This window comes from Kribbella yunnanensis, from assembly GCF_039529655.1.
GTDB lineage: Bacteria > Actinomycetota > Actinomycetes > Propionibacteriales > Kribbellaceae > Kribbella > Kribbella yunnanensis.
Genome location: NZ_BAAANF010000026.1, coordinates 62839 through 79574 on the forward strand (window position 1 = coordinate 62839; position 16736 = coordinate 79574).

The window sequence follows — 16736 nt, forward strand, 5'->3', positions numbered from 1 at the left end:
CTAGAAAACACTTTGTTTAATTATGGGTGACTGCCTGATCACTCCGAGAGGAGTTCGGACAGCTGGGGGGAGTAGGCGCGGTGCAGGACGAGGGCCGCGCCACCGACCGCGGCGGCGTCGGCGCCGAGCGGGGACAGCACGACGTCGACCCCGCGGATGTGCCTGGACATCGCGCGGGTGGCGAGGGCTCGGCGGGCGGTCTCGGCATAGCGTTCGCCGATGTGCCGGATGCCGTGGCCGCCGAGGACGACCAGGTCCACGTCGGTGATGTTGACGACGTTGACGACCGTGGCGGCGACCTGGTCGGCCGCCTGGGCGAGGACGCCGGCGGCCAGCGGGTCGTGGGCAGCCGCTGCCTCGTGGATCGTCAGGATGTCGACCGAGGCGGGGGCGAGGCGGAACCGCTGGGACAGGGAACTCGGACTGCCGGCGATCAGCCTGCGGTGGGTTTCGGCGACGATCGCGGCCGGGCGCGCCACGGTCTCCAGACAGCCCCGGTTGCCGCAGTAGCACTCCAGCCCGTCCGGTACGACGGAAGTGTGGCCGAACTCGGCCGCGTTGAACGATCCACCTCGGTACACCTGCTGGTTCAGGATCAGGCCGCCGCCGATCCCGGTACCGAAGAAGAAGTAGGCGAGGTTGCCGACACTGCGACCGGCGCCGGCCCAGCGCTCGCCGATCGCGGCGGCGGAAGCGTCGTTGTCCAGGGTGACCGTCATACCGGTGGCGTCGGTCAGCATCTGCTTGATCGGTACACGGTTCCAGTGGGGCAATTGGGGTGGTGTAACCACGGTCCCGTGTTCCTGGTCGATCGGTCCGGGGCTGGCCAGTCCGAGGCCTAGGACGCGGTCGGGGGAGACCGCGGCGAGAACCTCCTGGACGAGCCTTGCCATCGACGCGACGACCTCGACGGGTTCGGCGCCCGCGGGCGTGGGTAGCCGCTTGGTGACGATGGGCTGGCCGCGCAGGTCCACGGCCACACAGGCGAGTTCCGCGGGATCGAAGTGCAGCCCGATCGCGCACCCGGCGTCGGCATTGATGCGCAGGATGGTGCGTGGCTTCCCGGCGCTGCTCACCCGGCTGGCGCCGTCCTCGCGAACGATGCCCTCGTCGAGCAGCCGGCGGACGATCCCGGAGACGGCCTGAGGCGTGAGGCCGGTGTGATCGGCGATCTCCTGACGGCTGATGCCGTCGGCATGCTGGATCTGCTCCAGCACCACCGCCTGGTTGTACCGCCCGACTTTGGGGAGGTTCGTACCTGCTTGTCGCACCCGTTGCCCTCCAGATCACTGATCGACGCCAGTCTCCCGCAGAGCGTTGACGAAGTAAATCAAATGGATTTACAGTCCTCCAGGATCAGCTCGCGACACACAGGAGTTCCGGACACAGTGATGCCAGTTCTGCTAGAGATGCGGTCGATCACCAAGACGTTCCCCGGGGTGAAGGCGCTGGCCGATGTCAACCTCGTGGTGCGCGAGGGTGAGATTCACGCCATCTGCGGCGAGAACGGCGCCGGCAAGTCGACGCTGATGAAGGTGCTCAGCGGCGTCTACCCGTACGGCGACTACAGCGGCGAGATCCTCTACCGCGGTGACGAGGCCCGGTTCGGCGACATCCGGGCCAGCGAGCACGCCGGGATCGTGATCATCCACCAGGAGCTGGCGCTGATTCCGGGGATGTCGATCACCGAGAACATCTTCCTCGGCAACGAGCCGCGCAAGGGTGTCGCGATCGACTGGAAGGCCGCGCAGCGCCGCGCGCAGGAGCTGATGAAGCTGGTCGGGCTGAACGAGGACCCGGACACGCTGATCAAGGACATCGGCGTCGGCAAGCAGCAGCTGATCGAGATCGCCAAGGCGTTCGCCAAGGACGTCAAGCTGCTGATCCTCGACGAGCCGACCGCCGCGCTGAACGAGTCCGACTCCCGGCAGTTGCTGGACCTGCTGCGCGAGTTCAAGACGCAGGGCATCACCTCGATCATCATTTCGCACAAGCTGAACGAGATCGAGGCGGTCGCCGACTCGATCACGATCCTGCGCGACGGCAAGACGATCGAGACCCTGGACGTCAAGGCCGACGGGGTGAACGAGGACCGGATCGTGCGCGGCATGGTCGGCCGCGACATGAGCAGCCGCTTCCCGGACTACACGCCGAACATCGGCGAGGTCTTCTTCGAGGTGCGCGACTGGACCGTGCGGCACCCGATCACCGACCGGCTGGTGACCAAGCACGCCAACTTCTCCGTACGGCGGGGCGAGGTCGTCGGATTCGCCGGCCTGATGGGCGCCGGGCGGACCGAGCTCGCGATGAGCCTGTTCGGGCGGTCCTACGGCACCTGGCTGAGTGGCCAGGTCTTCAAGGACGGCCAAGAGATCCGGTTGCGAACTGTGTCGGAGGCCATCGAGCACGGCCTGGCCTACGTGAGCGAGGACCGCAAGGCGATCGGCCTGAACCTGCTCGACGACATCAAGACCTCGATCGTGGCGGCCAAGCCGGCCAAGATCGCGCACCACGGCGTCATCGACGAGGTGGCCGAGCACCGGGTCGCCGAGCAGTACCGCCAGGACCTGCGGATCAAGACGCCGTCCGTCGACGAGGGCATCGCGAAGCTCTCCGGCGGCAACCAGCAGAAGGTCGTGCTGGCCAAGTGGATGTTCAGCGATCCGGACCTGCTGATCCTCGACGAGCCGACCCGCGGGATCGACGTCGGGGCCAAGTACGAGATCTACGGGATCATCCACCGGCTCGCCGAGCAGGGTAAGGGCGTCGTGGTGATCTCGTCGGAACTGCCCGAGCTGATCGGCCTGTGCGACCGGATCTACACCGTGTTCGAAGGCACGATCACCGGTGAGGTGCTGCGTGCGGACGCCGACCCCGAACGCCTGATGAAGCAGATGACCACTACGAAGAAGATGCCGGTGTGATGAGCGGACTCCAAGACCTCAAGAAGAACCTCTTCGGAGGAACCACCTCTGTCGGCCGCCAGTTCGGCATGATCTTCACCCTGGTGGCGATCATCCTGCTGTTCGAGGTGCTGACCGACGGCCTCACGCTGACGTCGGGCAACCTGATCGCGGTGGTCAGCCAGTACTCCTACATCCTGATCCTCGCGATCGGCATGCTGATGGTGATCGTTGCCGGACACATCGACCTGTCGGTGGGATCGGTCGCGGCGTTCGTCGGGATCGTGGTCGCCAAGGCGATCCAGAACTTCGACGTACCGTGGCCGCTGGGGATCGTGCTGGGCCTGGTGGTCGGCGCGCTCATCGGTGCCTGGCAAGGCTTCTGGGTCGCCTATATCGGCGTACCGGCGTTCATTGTGACGCTGGCCGGCATGCTGCTGTTCCGCGGTGGGAACCAGTTCATCGGCAACGCCGACACGGTTCCGGTCCCGGAGGGTTTCCGCACGATCGGCGCGGGCTACCTGCCCGAGGGCGGGCCGATCGCCGGCTACAACAACCTGACGCTGCTGCTCGGCCTGATCGGGTGTCTCGCCGTGGCGTGGCGCGAGTGGCAGGCCCGGAAGACCCGGCAGGAGATGGGCGCCGAGCCCACTCCGCTGTGGATCTCCGGCGTTCGGCTCGCCGTGATGGTCGGCGTCATCATCTTCGCCACCCTGCGGTTCGCCGGCGGTCGCGTCGGTACCAGCCTGCCGGTGTCGGGCATCATCCTGATCGGCCTGGTGCTGATCTACTCGTTCTACACCCGCAACACCGTCTCCGGCCGCCGCATCTACGCGGTCGGCGGTAACGCGCGCGCTGCCGAGCTGTCCGGCGTGAAGCTGCAGCGGGTCAACTTCTTCGTGATGACGAACATGGGGATCCTCGCCGCCCTGGCCGGCATGATCTTCGTCGCGCGGTCGGCAGCATCCGGCCCGCAGGACGGTCTGAGCTGGGAGCTCGACGCGATCGCCGCTGTGTTCATCGGCGGCGCTGCGGTCTCGGGCGGTCTGGGTACCGTCAGCGGCTCGATCGTCGGCGGCCTGGTGATGGCCCTGCTCAACAACGGCCTGCAGCTGATGGGCGTCGGCGTCGACCTGGTCCAGATGATCAAGGGCCTGGTGCTGCTGTTCGCCGTCGCACTCGACGTCTACAACAAGAGCCAAGGACGCTTCTCGGTGATCGACTCGATCACGCGTCCGTTCCGTCGCGAGGGAACGCCGGCCGCCCCGGCTGTCCCCGCCGATGCGCCACGGCAGAGCGACAAGACCCCGGCCGCCGGCTGAGGCAACTGAACTTCCGCTGGACTTGGTCCGTGGTCGCACAAGAAAGGTAGTCATTGATGTCCAAATTCATCACCAAGGCGGTCGCGGTCGGTGCCGTCGCCGTACTTGCTCTCGGTGCCGCAGCCTGCGGCAACACCCGTGAGGGCGAAGGCAAGACCGGCGACGCACCCAAGGGCTTCGCGGCGGATTCCCTGGTGGGCGTCGCACTCCCGTCGAAGACGTCGGAGAACTGGGTGCTGGCCGGTGACCTGTTCACCAACGGCCTCAAGGAAGCGGGCTTCAAGTCCGACGTCCAGTACGCCGGCGCCTCGACCACCGTGGCCGACCAGCAGGCCCAGATCTCGACCATGGTCACCAAGGGCGCGAAGGTCATCGTGATCGGCGCGACCGACGCCGCGCAGCTGTCGACCCAGGTGAAGCAGGCCAAGGAGTCCGGCGCCGTCGTCATCGCCTACGACCGCCTGATCACCAACACCGGTGACCTGGACTACTACATCGCCTTCGACAACTTCAAGGTCGGCCAGCTGCAGGGCCAGGCCCTGCTGGACGGCATGAAGGCCAAGAAGGCCACCGGCCCGTGGACGATCGAGCTGTTCTCGGGTTCGCCCGACGACAACAACTCCGCCGTCTTCTTCAACGGCGCGATGGATGTCCTCAAGCCGCTGATCGACAAGGGCGAGGTCGTCGTCGGCTCCGGCCAGAAGGACATCAAGCAGACTGCCATCCAGGGCTGGAAGGCCGAGGGCGCCCAGCAGCGGATGGACTCGCTGCTGACCTCGACGTACACCGGGAGCAAGACCCTGGACGGCGTCCTGTCGCCGAACGACACCCTGGCCCGCGCCATCCTGACCTCGGTCAAGGGCGCCGGCAAGCCGACCCCGGTCGTCACCGGCCAGGACTCCGAGGTCGAGTCGGTCAAGTCGATCATGGCCGGCCAGCAGTACTCGACGATCAACAAGGACACCCGCAAGCTCGTCGCCGAGACCATCAACATGGTCAAGACGCTGCAGACCGGCGGTACCCCGCAGGTCAACGACACCAAGACCTACAACAACGGTGTCAAGGTCGTCCCGTCGTTCCTGCTCCCGCCGGTCATCGTGACCAAGGCGAACGCGGCCGAGGCCTACGCGAACGACCCGAAGCTGTCGCCGCTCACCAAGTAGCACCAGCTCGGCGAGGCGCCCGTCCTGGACTTCCAGGGCGGGCGCTTTTGCCGTCCGGACGGATCTGTGCCGAATCTTGGCGATTCCCTGACCTGACCATGACGTGCCGTGTGGAACCGTGGAGCCGTGCTGGTTCTCCTGGTTGAAGACGATCCCGCCATCGCCGGTGCCTTGTGTGACGGGCTGCCTCGGTACGGTTTCGAGGTTCGGCATGTGACCACGGGAGCTGAGGCACTGGCCTCGCACCCGGCGGCGGAAGTGGTGCTGCTCGATCTGGGGCTGCCCGATGCCGACGGCATCGACATCTGCCGCAAGATCCGGGCGGTCAGCGACGTTCCGTTGATCATCATCACGGCCCGCTCGGACGAGATCGAGCGGGTTGTGGGCCTGGAGATCGGAGCGGACGACTACGTGTCGAAGCCCTTCGGGTTGCGCGAGCTGGTGGCGCGGATCCGCGCGGTCACCCGGCGTACGGCGGTGCGGGACCAAGTCGTCGCGGCGGCGCCGGTAGACGCTCAGCAGGTCGGCGAACTGACGCTTGATCGAGCGGCCCGGCGGGTGTTCGTGTCCGGGGCGGAGGTCTCGTTGACACCGCGGGAGTTCGATCTGCTCGCGTTGCTGGCGTCTCGGCCGGGTGCCGTGCACACCAGGGAGCAGCTGATCGAGGAGGTCTGGGACAGCAACTGGTTCGGATCCACGCGCACCCTGGACGTCCACGTCGGGTCGCTGCGAAAGAAGCTCGCCGGGGCGGTCGACGTACAGACGGTTCGTGGTGTCGGCTTCCGGCTCGAGCAGCACGCCGGATGAAGCTCCGGCTGGTCGCGAGCTACGTGGTCCTGGTGGCCATCGCCTTGGCCCTGTTCACCGTTCCGGTCGCGGCGAGTTCGGCGTCGATCCTGCGGTCGACGCTGGCGCAGACGGCCGAGCGGGAGGCCCGGTTGTTCGCCCCGCTGGTGGTCCGGACGGATCCGGCGGCCAGGCAGTCGATCGTGGACCGGACCCGGGACTTCGAGAGCGCAACCGGTTCGCAGGTCCGGCTGATCTCCGCCGGGACGGCCGGAGTGCAGGACGCACAGGTCAGCCAGGCGCTGTCCGGCGGAGATCCAGCCGCCGTCTGGAGTGCCGACGCGGTGAGTGTCGTGCTGCCGGTCAAGTCGGGCGGCCGCACCGTCGCCGCCGTACAGATCATCTCGCCGGCCGCCGAGGTCAACGCGCAGATCGCGCAGATCTGGCAGTTCCGGTTGCTCGTCGGTGCCGGAGTACTGCTCGCGGCGACCGCGATCGCCGTACTGATCGCCAGCACCATTGCCAGGCCGCTCAAGCGGCTGGATGCCGTGGCGCGGCGGATCGGCGACGGCGACTACTCGGCTCGCGCCGAGACCAAGGGAGCGCCTGAGATCGCGACCCTGGCGCGGACGCTCAACAACAGTGCCCGGCAGACCGAGGCGCTGCTGGGTTCGCAGCGAGCGTTCGTTGCCGATGCCTCCCACCAGCTTCGGACGCCGCTCGCGGCCATCCGGCTGACCCTCGACAACATCCGCGACACCAGCGACGATCCACAGCTGAGTGAACGGATCGCTACCGTCGACGCCGAGATCCACAGGATGGGGCGAATGGTCGAAGGGCTGCTCACCCTGGCCCGCGCCGAGTCCGCCACGACCGCGGCGCAGTGCGTCGACCTGGCGGAGGTGGTCGATGCGCGCAAGTCGACCTGGTCCGCCGCGATGGATGACGCCGGAGTCACCCTGCACGTCGACCTCGAACGGCCCTGCAAGATCACTGCGACTCCCGGCGCGATGGAGCAGGTTCTCGACAACATCCTCAGCAACGCGCTCACCGCCGCGCCCGCCGGGAGCACCGTCGTACTGCGGGCTCGCAGCCACGGACCCGCGGTCGACCTGGTGATCCGTGACCAGGGTGCCGGGATGACCGACGAGCAACGCGGTCGAGCCTTCGACCGGTTCTGGCGAGCCGGTCCGCCGGGCACCGGGACCGGCCTGGGCCTCGCGATCGTCCGCCAGCTCGTCGAACACGACGCCGGGTCCGTCGAACTGCGGTCCGCGGACGGCGGCGGACTCGAAGTACGGATCAGCCTGCGCGCCAATCGCTGACACGATCCTGCCGTAATCCACACCTTTCCCTGACAGATCGTTGCATGGCGCAACGGGAGTCTGGAGGCATCGAGAACGCCACCAGACAAGGAGAAAGTTCGTGAGGAACCCCACCGCCCGCCGCATCCAGCTCGCCACGATCACCGGCACTGCCCTGCTCGCGGTGACAGCATTGACCGCCTGTGGTTCGAACGCTGCTGCCGCGACCATGCCTTCGTCGCAGGAGATCGCGGCCCTGTTCGACCAGTGGAACACCGCGCTGCAGGGCGACCCTGAGGGTGTGGCCGAGCTGTACGCCGAGAACGGGGTTCTGTTGCCGACGCTGAGCCCGGTCGTCCGCACCAACCGCGAGGAGATCAAGGAGTACTTCGAGAAGGACTTCCTGCCCAAGAAGCCGTCCGGGACGATCACCGAGTCCCATGTCCTCGTCATCGACGAGAACTCCGCCGCCCATAGCGGCAACTACACCTTCACCGTCAACGGCAAGGACGGCGCCCGGACGAAGGTGCCTGCCCGCTTCACGTATGTCTACGAGAAGATCGACGGCAAGTGGCTGATCACCGAACACCACTCCTCCGCCGTACCGGCCTCATAGGTGGGGGCGGAGGCGGGAGCGGGCCAGGACGGCTTGGATCCGGTCAGGGAGGCACAGTTTGGCCAGCACGTTGGAGACGTGCACCTTGACCGTGCTGCGGCTGATGACGAGGCGCTCGGCGATCTCCTGATTGGACAGGCCTAGCGAGACCAGGTCGAAGACTTCGCGTTCCCGGTCGGTCAGGTGTTGCAGTGCCTGCAGGAGGGCTTGGTCTTCGGCGCTGGGGAGGTCGGGGCGGAGGGCCTCGATCAGGCGGGTGGTTGTCTCGGGGGCGAGTACTGAGTTGCCTGCGGCAACCACCCGGATCCCGTCGCGGAGACGTTCGCTGGGCGCGTCCTTGAGGAGGAAACCACTCGCGCCTGCCTGCAGAGCGGCGTACACGTAGCTGTCGAGGTCGTAGGTGGTGAGGATCAGGACGCGGGTGCGCGGGCTGGCGGCCACGATGCGGCGAGTGGCTTCGATCCCGTCGAGAACCGGCATCCGGATGTCCATCAGGACGACGTCGGGGGAGTGGAGGCTCGCGGCCTCGATCGCTTCCCGGCCGTTGCCCGCGACAGCGACGACCTCGAGGTCGGGCGCTACGTCGACCAAGCGGCTGAGCGCCTCGCGCAGGAGCTCCTCGTCGTCGCAGACCACGACCCGTACGGCGCCTGTCACGAGCCACCGCTTCCGGAGCGGACCGGCTGACGCAGCGGCAGGGTGGCGTAGACGGCGAAGCCGGTCTTCGTGGGGCCTGCGTGCAAGGTTCCGCCGAGGAGCTCGACGCGTTCGCGCAGTCCGACCAAGCCGGTGCCGCGAAGGGCTTTCTTGTGAAGGCGGTTGCGGGGTAGTTCGTTCACGACCTCGATCTCCAGGGCTCCTGTCAGATAGGTCAGCCGGACAACAGTCGGTACGGCGCCCGCGTGCTTGGCCACGTTGGTCAGCGACTCCTGGACGACCCGGTAGGCCGCGAGCTCGATGCTGGTGTCAGCCTGGCGCACCTCGCCTTGGCGGTCGACGGTGACCTGCGGTCCGCTGGACGGGATCCGGGCGACGAGTTCGTCGAGCTGGTTGAGATCGGGTGGCGGGCGCAGTTCGCCGGGCGTCTCAGTGCGCAGTACGCCGAGGAGTCGGCGCAGCTCGGCGAGCGAGTCGCGGCCGGTGTCGGCGACGCGGTACAGGGTCTGCCGAGCGGCGGCCTCGTCACCGGTCTCCGCGCCGGCCTCGGCGTCGAGCACCATCCGGGTGACCGAGTGGTTGAGGATGTCGTGCAGTTCCCTGGCCAGGAGGGCTCGCTCTCGATCTGCGGCCTGTTGCTCGGCCACGGCTCGCTCCTCGGCCAGGCGGCTGGAGGTCTCGCGCAGTTCGGAGATGCGTGACCGTTGCGATGCCTCGAACCGGCCGCTGATCCAGAAGCCGAGGAAGCACATCACCAGCGCGCCTGCCATCGCCAGCGGTCGGTCGTAGCCGATGGTGAAGGCCACCGCGACCGCGCAGTAGCCGAGGCCGAAGGTCAAGGCGACGATCCGCTGGCGGCGGCTGCCCCAGGAGCCTGCGTAGTAGGCGGCGATGATGACGCCGAAGGTGAGGACGTTGCCGCCCGCCAGGTAGATGGCGGCCTCCACCGCGATGATCACGAGCATCATCGCGGCCGGGAAGCGGCGGGCCCAGGTCAGGGCGATCGTTTGCGCCAGTCCACCGGTTAGTGCGATCGCGCCTGCGGAGTCGAAGCGCTGGAAGGCGACGAGGGCAACCAGGAGCGGGAAGGTGGATGTGACCAGGTGGTTGACCTGGGCAACCGACAGGGACGGCCAGCGCCGGTTGGGATGGCTCAGGTCCATTGCCACGTGTCGCGTCGACGCCCCGGCCTGGTCCTCCACCACAGATAGCCTCCCAGCGGTACGACGGCGGCCAGCGGCAGCAGGCCTATGGTCCAGGCTAGTGCCCCAGGCGGTCCCGGACGGCTGCCGACCGGCACTTCGAGTACGCCGGTGCCTGGGCCGTTGGGTCCGTCGAGGGCGAACTCGAATCGCCAGATCCCTGGCTGGTTGAGCGCGACAATGTCGAAGCCCCACTGGTCGAGTGCTCTGGGATGCCTCGCGAGCTCCGTGCCGTTGGCCGTGGATTGTTGCTGCGGCCGCAACACATCGCCGTTCGGTGCGACGGGCTTCAGAGTGGCTTTGAGTCCGGTGATGCCTTGCTCGGTTTCGAAGAGGAAGTCGAGTGAGCGTTCGGAGCGTAGCGGCCATCGGCTGAACGAGGTTCGCACCTGGTAGGGACCGACTGCGGTCAGTTCGGTGTGCACGATGTCGATTGGTTCGGTCGCTGTTCCTTGGGCTGAGGCCGGTGTTGCTACGGCGAGCAGCACGATTGTGGCGAACAGGATGCGCTTATACATGGCTACCTTCCTGAGTTGCGGCGCGGCCGAGGCTGCCCAATTGCCAGCCGATCCACGCGGCCAGCGCGCCGACGACTGGGCCGGCGACGAGGGTGAGCGGTTCGGGCTCGAAGACCGGTACGGCGAAGTAGCCGAGGGCAACCAAGGTGCCTGCTACCGCGCCGAGGGTAAGGATGGACGTTTTGGGCGACCAGTTGCGCCGTACGGCGAAGTGGATGCCTGCGGCAAACGTCAGCGCGGCCAACGGCATCGCCATCGGGAAGGTGATCGGCATCACCGGAACACCGGTCACGTAGTCACGCAGCCCCAGCCCGAGCGATTCGGCGTACAGCTTGGTGGCGGGCATCGGGAAGAACCACAGGAGGACCTGTACGGCGACGTAGGTTGCGGCGATCATCGCCACGGCCTTCGGGCTGCGGAGTGCGCCGGCGGTGGCGGCGATCAGGAGGACGGCTACGGCGGTGATGGCGAGCACGACGGAATGGACGCCGGGTAGCGGCGGGGTCGAGTAGGCGAGGAATACCAGCGAGGCCGTTGATGCGGCGACGGCCGCCGCCAGTCCGAACCTGCCGGACGCACTGCGCCGCATCATGATGAAGGCCAAGGTCACACCGACTGTGTCGAACAGGCTCATCAGCGACATCGCGACGTGTGGCGGCGAGGTCGGTGTTACGTCGAAGCCGTAGACCGTGTGCCACCAGAGGTCCGCCAGGCCGTAGAGGAGGCCGACGGCGGCCGCCGTACCGCAGAGGAGGAAGGGGAGCGGCGCGCGGAAGACGCGCAGCACGGTGATCGCGCTGGCTCGGTCGGCGGCTCGGGTGGTGAGGAGTACGACGGCCAGGCTCGTGGTACCGCTGATCGCCGTACCGAGGTACATGACGAGGTGCGGGAGGGTGAAGAACGTGTCGGGGCCGACGTCGGAGTGCCATTGGATGTCCCAGACGAGGCCGATGCCGGCGACTGTTGTGCCCAGCAACAAGAGCCAGGCGCCGAGACGTTCCCGGCGGGGTGGTTCGCTGATCATGACGGTTCCTTTCAGTCCTTGAGCGGCTCAGTGCTTGACGGAGACGGCGATGGTGATCGTGTCGGTGCCCAGGCGGACGGTGAGGTCCCAGGTGCCGGGCATGGCGAACAGTTCGCCGCGGCCGCGGTAGTGGCCGTCCTTGCCGCGCTGGGCGGTCAGTGCCGCGGTCGCGTGGCCCATGCTCGGCATGCCGGGCTCGAGGGTGACTGCTTCGAGGGCCTCGTCCTCTGGGGTGACTACCAGGTCGACGTCGACCGGGCCGGTGGTGAGCTCGCTGAGTCTCAGCTCGACGGTGTGCTGGTCCGATGAGCCGGTGAGAGTTGCCGACGCGTCGTTGGTCGGCCAGAGCAGGTAGGCGGCGCCGGCGCAGATCACCACGGCGGAGATCAGTAGCGCCAGCGGCCGGGCTAGGCGGGTCATGGTTGTCCTTTCGCGACGTCGATCGTGAGCGGCACGGTGTGGATCCGGAACGCCCGTGCGAACTGCACCCACACGAGATAGCGACCGGGCGCCGGGAAGGTGTAGGTGAACCGGAGCGTCGGTCCTTCCCTCGCGACGGTCTCGTCCTGCAGCGGTGCCCTCGTCGCGGCTCGCTGTGCCTGGGCGGCCATCGAGGCCAGTTCGTGCACATGGCCGAAGAAGTTGCCCTCGGCATCACGGATGACGAGGTGCCCCGCCATCCCGAGCCACGGCTGCAAGTCCCGCGCCGGCCGCCCGTCGGCGCTGACCGCTGCCTGAATCGTGAGCGGCCGGCCAGCCACGACCCGCTGCGGCTCGAAGCTCACCTGTACGCCGATTCCAGCGGCCCGGGCCCCGCCCGTGCCCCCGGCCTCGGCCTCGGCCGGTGGCGGGGACAACCGCGGCCCGGCGGCCTCGAAGCTCCCACGGACCAGTTGCGCTCCACTGTCCGCTCGCTCGAACTCGGCGTACAGGAGGTGCTTCCCGGGTGTCCTGACGGACATCCGCACAGTCAGTACGCCGGGCGCGGTGCGGACCGGGTGTACATGACGGAACTCGCGCCCGTCCTGGCTGGTGATGACCGTGTGGATCAGCGCGGCGTGATGGGCAACCAGATCGTCGGCCGGCCTCCCCGTGCTCCCGTCGGTGAGGTTGAGCTCGAGGTCGAAGTCCTTCCCTGTCTGTGGATTCGCCGGCTCAGTCCGCAACCGCAGATTCACGTAGGGCCGCCCGTTAGGCGCCGATCCATCGGCCGCGTCACCCCGCAACGATGACTTGGGCGGAGCCCCATCAGGCACGGCAGGCGGCATGTCCTTCGACAGCCCGGCCGTCGTCGCAGCCACGACCAACGCGATCACCGCCGCCACAGCCTGCGGCACGGCGAGAGCCCGAATCCCCGGCCGCCGAACCACGGCACAACCGAGACTGGTGATGATCAACAGCCCGGCCGCCGCAAAGCCGCCGTACGTGATGATCTCCCAGGTCGCGAGGCGATCGACGAGCACCCGGAATGGAATAGTCGCCCGCTGATCACCCGCCCGCAGTTCCAGCATGTGCTCACCAGGTCCCTCGACCCGGAGAACCGCGGCCTGCACGCCGGGGGAGACCAGCCGCACCACCGCATCGTCGGGCTGCCCGGCGATGGTGAGTGTCAACGTGGTTTTTCGGACGGGGGAATGCGCGAAGACCTCCACCTGCAACGGCCCAGGTACCTCCGACGTACGCCGCAGCACGATTGTGAGGTCGTTCCCCGCAAACGTCTGCGCCACCTGCAAATCCGCCGTCGGCCCGACCCCATGCGCCGCCGCCGAAACCGGCCACCCCAGCACCACAACGAGAACAACCAGCCCCAGAACACCCCATCGCCAAACCCGTTTTCCCACACCCGCGACGCTACGGACCCCCGCCCACCCCCACATAGGCCAACCGGCCCGACTTCCCTACGACCAGAGAACTAGATCCCCGCCCTCGCAAACCATCACCACCCACCAACGGCAACACCTCGTCAGGCACCCATCCAGGCTCCGCTGCAGATCCGTCGCCACCCACGAACGGCAACACAATCACCAGCCAGCCAGGCTCGGGCAGCGGACACTCGGCCGACGACTTCTACGACGGTTGCTGTCTCAGATCAAGCGGCTCGCGGCGGACCCATCGGTGTGGTTGCTTCACCGGGGGTACGGCTTCCGGTTGACGTCGCAGCCCGATCACAATCGCCCACCCCAACAACTCTCAGGCGGGCCAGCGTTCGATCCCCCAATTCTGCTGACCCACAGGTCCGGCACCGGCCACCACCCAGACGACCGCCGTCCGATGGGACCCCAAGTCCGGTGAGCCAATGGCTCCCACCATGACCCGGTACGACGTTGTGCACGGCTCAACCATCTGCGCGATCGGAAGGTGGTTGATGGGTGCTCAAGGTGCGGTGGTCGGGGCGACCTTGGGCGCGGTTCGACCGTTTCGGTGGGGCGCAGGTGGTTGATGGGTGCTCAAGGTGATTGCCGGCTAGCGGTCTCGGGCGCCCGGAGGTGTCTGGCGCGTTAGTCGGAACGAAATCGCCTGGACCCGAAAATCTTCCGACTAACGCAAGACCTCGGGCATCACGTACCTCAGCCACAGCCCGTTAGCCCCGGACGGCGTGGAGCCGCGGTCGCCGGGCCTCGCCAAGCAGCTCAGCCAGCTGCGTGGCACGCCCTCTGGTTTTGGTCGGCCGCCTTTGGTGGTCGAGTCGGGGTGCGGGCGCGAAAGGACTCGGCCGGGGGCGTTCGCTGTGGCTGATCGCCGCGTCCGGCCGACTAAAAGAAAGCGTGGCTGGGCGCCGCGGTGGCTGGGGTGGGTGGTGCGGTCGGTGACCGTGGCTTGCGTTGCTTGGGGTTGCCGGGTTGTGGTTGGGGTGCGGGACAAGGTCTGCTGGCAGCTGACCCACCCAGCACTGCCGAAACATCAACCGCACGACCAGTCCTCCGTCGACCCGAAACCCCGCCTCACCACAACCGCCTGCCCCTCCACCCGTCCACCTGAGCAGCCTTCGAACACTCCGGGGCGGCTCAGGTTGCTGCTTGGAAACTGCGGTGGGCATGGGTAGGACCGCGGGCCGGTCTGGGGACCGGCTGCCGCGGTGGGGTGATGGGGGGTGGAGCGTTGGGGGCGATGGACCGGGTGGTGGGGTTTCTACGGTCCGGCTGTGGGGGTGGTGTTGGCGCCCCAGGGGTCGGTGTAGTTGGGTGCCACTGCGGTGAGCCAAGTCCGGAGGGCTTCGCGGGCGGCGGCCAGTGTCGGGTTGGGGAGGGTGCTGGCGGCCGGGAGCCGGTCCGGCTGCTCGTGAGTTGGGCTGCTGGTGACGCCGCCTTGGCCACTCCAGTCGGAACTGGCGTTGCTAGCGGCCCGACCGGCACCGCTGTCACTGGCGTCGGGGCTGGAGGCGGGGGTTGCCCAGCCGATGACCTCGGCGAGTGCGGTGGGGTCGGTGCGGGGCGGGTCGGCCCAGGTCGGGCGGGTGACCTGAACACCTTCGGTGGTGATGGACAGTGCCCATTGATCGTCGTGGACGGCGCGGTGGTGGACGGCGCACAGTAACGCGAGGTTTTGGAGGTTGGTGGGGCCTCCTGCGGCCCAGTGGATGAGGTGGTGGGCGTGGCACATCGAGGGTGGGGCTTGGCAGATGACGCAGCCTTTGTCGCGTTTGTTCAGCGCGCGGCGGATGTAGCGGTTGACGAAGCGTTGTTCGCGGCCCACGTCCAAGGGTTGGGAGTCGCCGCCGAGGACGATCGGCAGGACTGCGGCGTCGCAGGCTAGGAGGCGGACGGCGCCGGCGGATAGGTTGCCGCCGAATACCAGCTCACCTACTCCGCCACCTTGACCGGCCGCACCGGCCCCGTTCGCAGCGGCTCCAGCTGTACCGGCTCTGGTCGCGTCGGCGTCGGCCGCGGCGGTGCCGGTGGTGCCGCCGAAAGCGGCGAGCGTGGCGGCTTTGAGGTCGTTGAAGTCGATGGTGACGGTGAGGTGGGGGACGCCGGGGTGGTCGGGGTTGCCGGCGGCGGCGTTCATGACGATCGTCAGGGCGTCGGCTTGGCGCTGGTCGAGAGTTCGCGGGTCGCGTTCGCCGTCGACGGTCTTGTGCGGCTTGGACAAGACATGCATTTGGGTCTGGAACTGCTCGGCGCTGGCACCGGCCAAGAAACCGGTGAACCTGACGCCGCCCTCGACGCGCCGGATCCGCAGGGATTCTTTCGCGGCTGCTTCGTCTTCGGCCGGTTCCATGCCATCGGTATCGAGCCGGCTGAGGACGGTCTGGCCGAACTCGAAGAGCTTGCGAGGCGTGGACACGCGGGCAGCGTTGATCATCTGCTCCTCGGCCACGGTCAGGGTCTCGACCGGCACCGACGAAGGAGCCTTCTCCAGCGTGGTGACGATGACCTTGGCCTGCTCAACAGACACCACCGCCAGCCGCGCCGGATCGGCCGGGTCGGGCAAGGCAGCGGTCACGGCCGGGTACTTGCGCAGGGCACCAGTGAAGGCGAGATCTTTGCGGACCTCCGCACGATCGATCCGGTAGCGTTCGGAGACCAGCTCGACGGTGTCGCGGGCACCGAGCTCGGCCGCGGCGCCCATCTCGTCGAGACGGGCCAGTACTTGGAGTTCGTCGGTTTCGATCAGGGCTTTGGCGGCCTTCAGGGTGTCCAGACGCGACAGCAGTTCGCTGCTGCTCTGCGTGTACACCGGGGGCATCGCCAACATCTCCATACCCAACAGCTTAGACACGGCCACCGACAGTTTTCGAGCTCAGAAGTCCTTATTTACAAGAGAAGTGTGGGCTGTTTGGGGGCTCATGCTGTCAACAGTTGCGTCCAGGGTGAGGTGGGTGGTTACGCGGTAGCGGTCGCCTCGGTAGGAGGCGTGGGTGTATTCGAAGAGGCGGCCGTGCTGATCTCGGGTGAGGCGGTCGAGGGTGAGGATGGGGGCGCCTTCGGTGAGGCCTAGGAGGGCTGCTTCGGTGGCGTCGGCGGCGGCGGCTTCGTGGGTTTGTTCGGCGTCGGTGGGGATGACGCCGTACTGGTCGCGGAGGAGGGCGTAGAAGGAACCGGTTTCGATGGCGGAGATGTCGATGCCGGGGACGAGTTCGTCGAGGACGTGGATGGTTTCGAGTGACATTGGCTCGCCGTCTACCAGGCGTTGGCGGGCGATGCGGAGTACGGCGGCGCCGGGTTCGATGCGTAGGCGGCTGCCGATGGCCATGCCGGCTGGGATGACGGAGTGGCTGAGGACGCGGCTGGTCCAGGTGCC

15 protein-coding genes are annotated in these 16736 nt (G+C 67.5%); 6 read left to right on the forward strand and 9 right to left on the reverse strand.

Going from position 1 to position 16736, the window contains the following annotated elements; genetic code table 11:
- Positions 1 to 38: 38 nt before the first annotated feature.
- The gene (locus ABD231_RS37335) at positions 39 to 1271 is read right to left on the reverse strand and encodes an ROK family transcriptional regulator (protein ID WP_344163455.1); all 1233 of its coding nucleotides are present in this window, start codon (positions 1269 to 1271) and stop codon (positions 39 to 41) included.
- Between the two features lie 120 nt (positions 1272 to 1391).
- Here ABD231_RS37335 and mmsA point away from each other — a divergent pair, with 120 nt between their 5' ends.
- The 6 genes from mmsA to ABD231_RS37365 all read left to right on the forward strand — a co-directional run bounded on the left by mmsA (position 1392) and on the right by ABD231_RS37365 (position 8094).
- Positions 1392 to 2924: a multiple monosaccharide ABC transporter ATP-binding protein gene (gene mmsA / locus ABD231_RS37340; RefSeq protein WP_344163458.1), complete on the forward strand. Its 1533-nt coding sequence runs from the start codon at positions 1392 to 1394 to the stop codon at positions 2922 to 2924.
- The gene (mmsB, locus tag ABD231_RS37345; RefSeq protein WP_344163461.1) at positions 2924 to 4225 is read left to right on the forward strand and encodes a multiple monosaccharide ABC transporter permease; all 1302 of its coding nucleotides are present in this window, start codon (positions 2924 to 2926) and stop codon (positions 4223 to 4225) included. Before mmsA ends, mmsB begins: the two co-directional genes overlap by 1 nt.
- A gap of 56 nt (positions 4226 to 4281) precedes the next feature.
- Positions 4282 to 5388 (forward strand): substrate-binding domain-containing protein, encoded by a 1107-nt coding sequence (locus ABD231_RS37350; protein ID WP_344163463.1) that lies wholly within the window; start codon positions 4282 to 4284, stop codon positions 5386 to 5388.
- Positions 5389 to 5514: 126 nt separating this feature from the next.
- Positions 5515 to 6195, forward strand: coding sequence for a response regulator transcription factor (locus tag ABD231_RS37355; protein WP_344163466.1), 681 nt, complete (start codon positions 5515 to 5517; stop codon positions 6193 to 6195).
- Positions 6192 to 7499, forward strand: coding sequence for a sensor histidine kinase (locus ABD231_RS37360; RefSeq protein WP_344163468.1), 1308 nt, complete (start codon positions 6192 to 6194; stop codon positions 7497 to 7499). The genes ABD231_RS37355 and ABD231_RS37360 overlap by 4 nt, the downstream gene beginning before the upstream one ends.
- 100 nt (positions 7500 to 7599) lie before the next feature.
- Entirely contained in the window at positions 7600 to 8094 is a 495-nt protein-coding gene (locus ABD231_RS37365; RefSeq protein WP_344163471.1) for an SgcJ/EcaC family oxidoreductase, read from the forward strand.
- Here the strand turns inward: ABD231_RS37365 and ABD231_RS37370 are convergent.
- The 8 genes from ABD231_RS37370 to ABD231_RS37405 all read right to left on the reverse strand — a co-directional run.
- On the reverse strand, positions 8089 to 8751 hold the full coding sequence (locus ABD231_RS37370) for a response regulator (RefSeq protein ID WP_344163473.1): 663 nt from the start codon (positions 8749 to 8751) through the stop codon (positions 8089 to 8091). The two genes, ABD231_RS37365 and ABD231_RS37370, sit on opposite strands and share 6 nt — an antisense overlap.
- The gene (locus tag ABD231_RS37375) at positions 8748 to 9956 is read right to left on the reverse strand and encodes a sensor histidine kinase (protein ID WP_344163475.1); all 1209 of its coding nucleotides are present in this window, start codon (positions 9954 to 9956) and stop codon (positions 8748 to 8750) included. Before ABD231_RS37375 ends, ABD231_RS37370 begins: the two co-directional genes overlap by 4 nt.
- On the reverse strand, positions 9905 to 10471 hold the full coding sequence (locus tag ABD231_RS37380) for a hypothetical protein (protein WP_344163477.1): 567 nt from the start codon (positions 10469 to 10471) through the stop codon (positions 9905 to 9907). The genes ABD231_RS37375 and ABD231_RS37380 overlap by 52 nt, the downstream gene beginning before the upstream one ends.
- The gene (locus tag ABD231_RS37385; RefSeq protein WP_344163479.1) at positions 10464 to 11495 is read right to left on the reverse strand and encodes a hypothetical protein; all 1032 of its coding nucleotides are present in this window, start codon (positions 11493 to 11495) and stop codon (positions 10464 to 10466) included. The genes ABD231_RS37380 and ABD231_RS37385 overlap by 8 nt, the downstream gene beginning before the upstream one ends.
- A gap of 27 nt (positions 11496 to 11522) precedes the next feature.
- Positions 11523 to 11915, reverse strand: a complete 393-nt coding sequence (locus ABD231_RS37390) for a FixH family protein (protein WP_344163481.1) — start codon at positions 11913 to 11915, stop codon at positions 11523 to 11525.
- Positions 11912 to 13336: a hypothetical protein gene (locus ABD231_RS37395; RefSeq protein ID WP_344163483.1), complete on the reverse strand. Its 1425-nt coding sequence runs from the start codon at positions 13334 to 13336 to the stop codon at positions 11912 to 11914. The genes ABD231_RS37390 and ABD231_RS37395 overlap by 4 nt, the downstream gene beginning before the upstream one ends.
- Positions 13337 to 14624: 1288 nt before the next feature.
- Positions 14625 to 16196, reverse strand: a complete 1572-nt coding sequence (locus tag ABD231_RS37400; RefSeq protein WP_344163485.1) for an HNH endonuclease signature motif containing protein — start codon at positions 16194 to 16196, stop codon at positions 14625 to 14627.
- A gap of 39 nt (positions 16197 to 16235) precedes the next feature.
- Positions 16236 to 16736: GntR family transcriptional regulator (locus ABD231_RS37405; protein ID WP_344163487.1), on the reverse strand; the 501-nt coding region annotated here is incomplete at its 5' end.

Excerpts from the sequence above, each read along its gene's own strand:
- mmsA (WP_344163458.1), top strand. The coding sequence starts at position 1,392 with ATGCCAGTTCTGCTAGAGATGCGGTCGATCACCAAGACGTTCCCCGGG.
- mmsB (WP_344163461.1), top strand. The coding sequence starts at position 2,924 with ATGAGCGGACTCCAAGACCTCAAGAAGAACCTCTTCGGAGGAACCACC.
- ABD231_RS37350 (WP_344163463.1), top strand. The coding sequence starts at position 4,282 with ATGTCCAAATTCATCACCAAGGCGGTCGCGGTCGGTGCCGTCGCCGTA.
- ABD231_RS37360 (WP_344163468.1), top strand. The coding sequence starts at position 6,192 with ATGAAGCTCCGGCTGGTCGCGAGCTACGTGGTCCTGGTGGCCATCGCC.
- ABD231_RS37380 (WP_344163477.1), bottom strand. The coding sequence starts at position 10,471 with ATGTATAAGCGCATCCTGTTCGCCACAATCGTGCTGCTCGCCGTAGCA.
- ABD231_RS37385 (WP_344163479.1), bottom strand. The coding sequence starts at position 11,495 with ATGATCAGCGAACCACCCCGCCGGGAACGTCTCGGCGCCTGGCTCTTG.
- ABD231_RS37390 (WP_344163481.1), bottom strand. The coding sequence starts at position 11,915 with ATGACCCGCCTAGCCCGGCCGCTGGCGCTACTGATCTCCGCCGTGGTG.
- ABD231_RS37400 (WP_344163485.1), bottom strand. The coding sequence starts at position 16,196 with ATGGAGATGTTGGCGATGCCCCCGGTGTACACGCAGAGCAGCAGCGAA.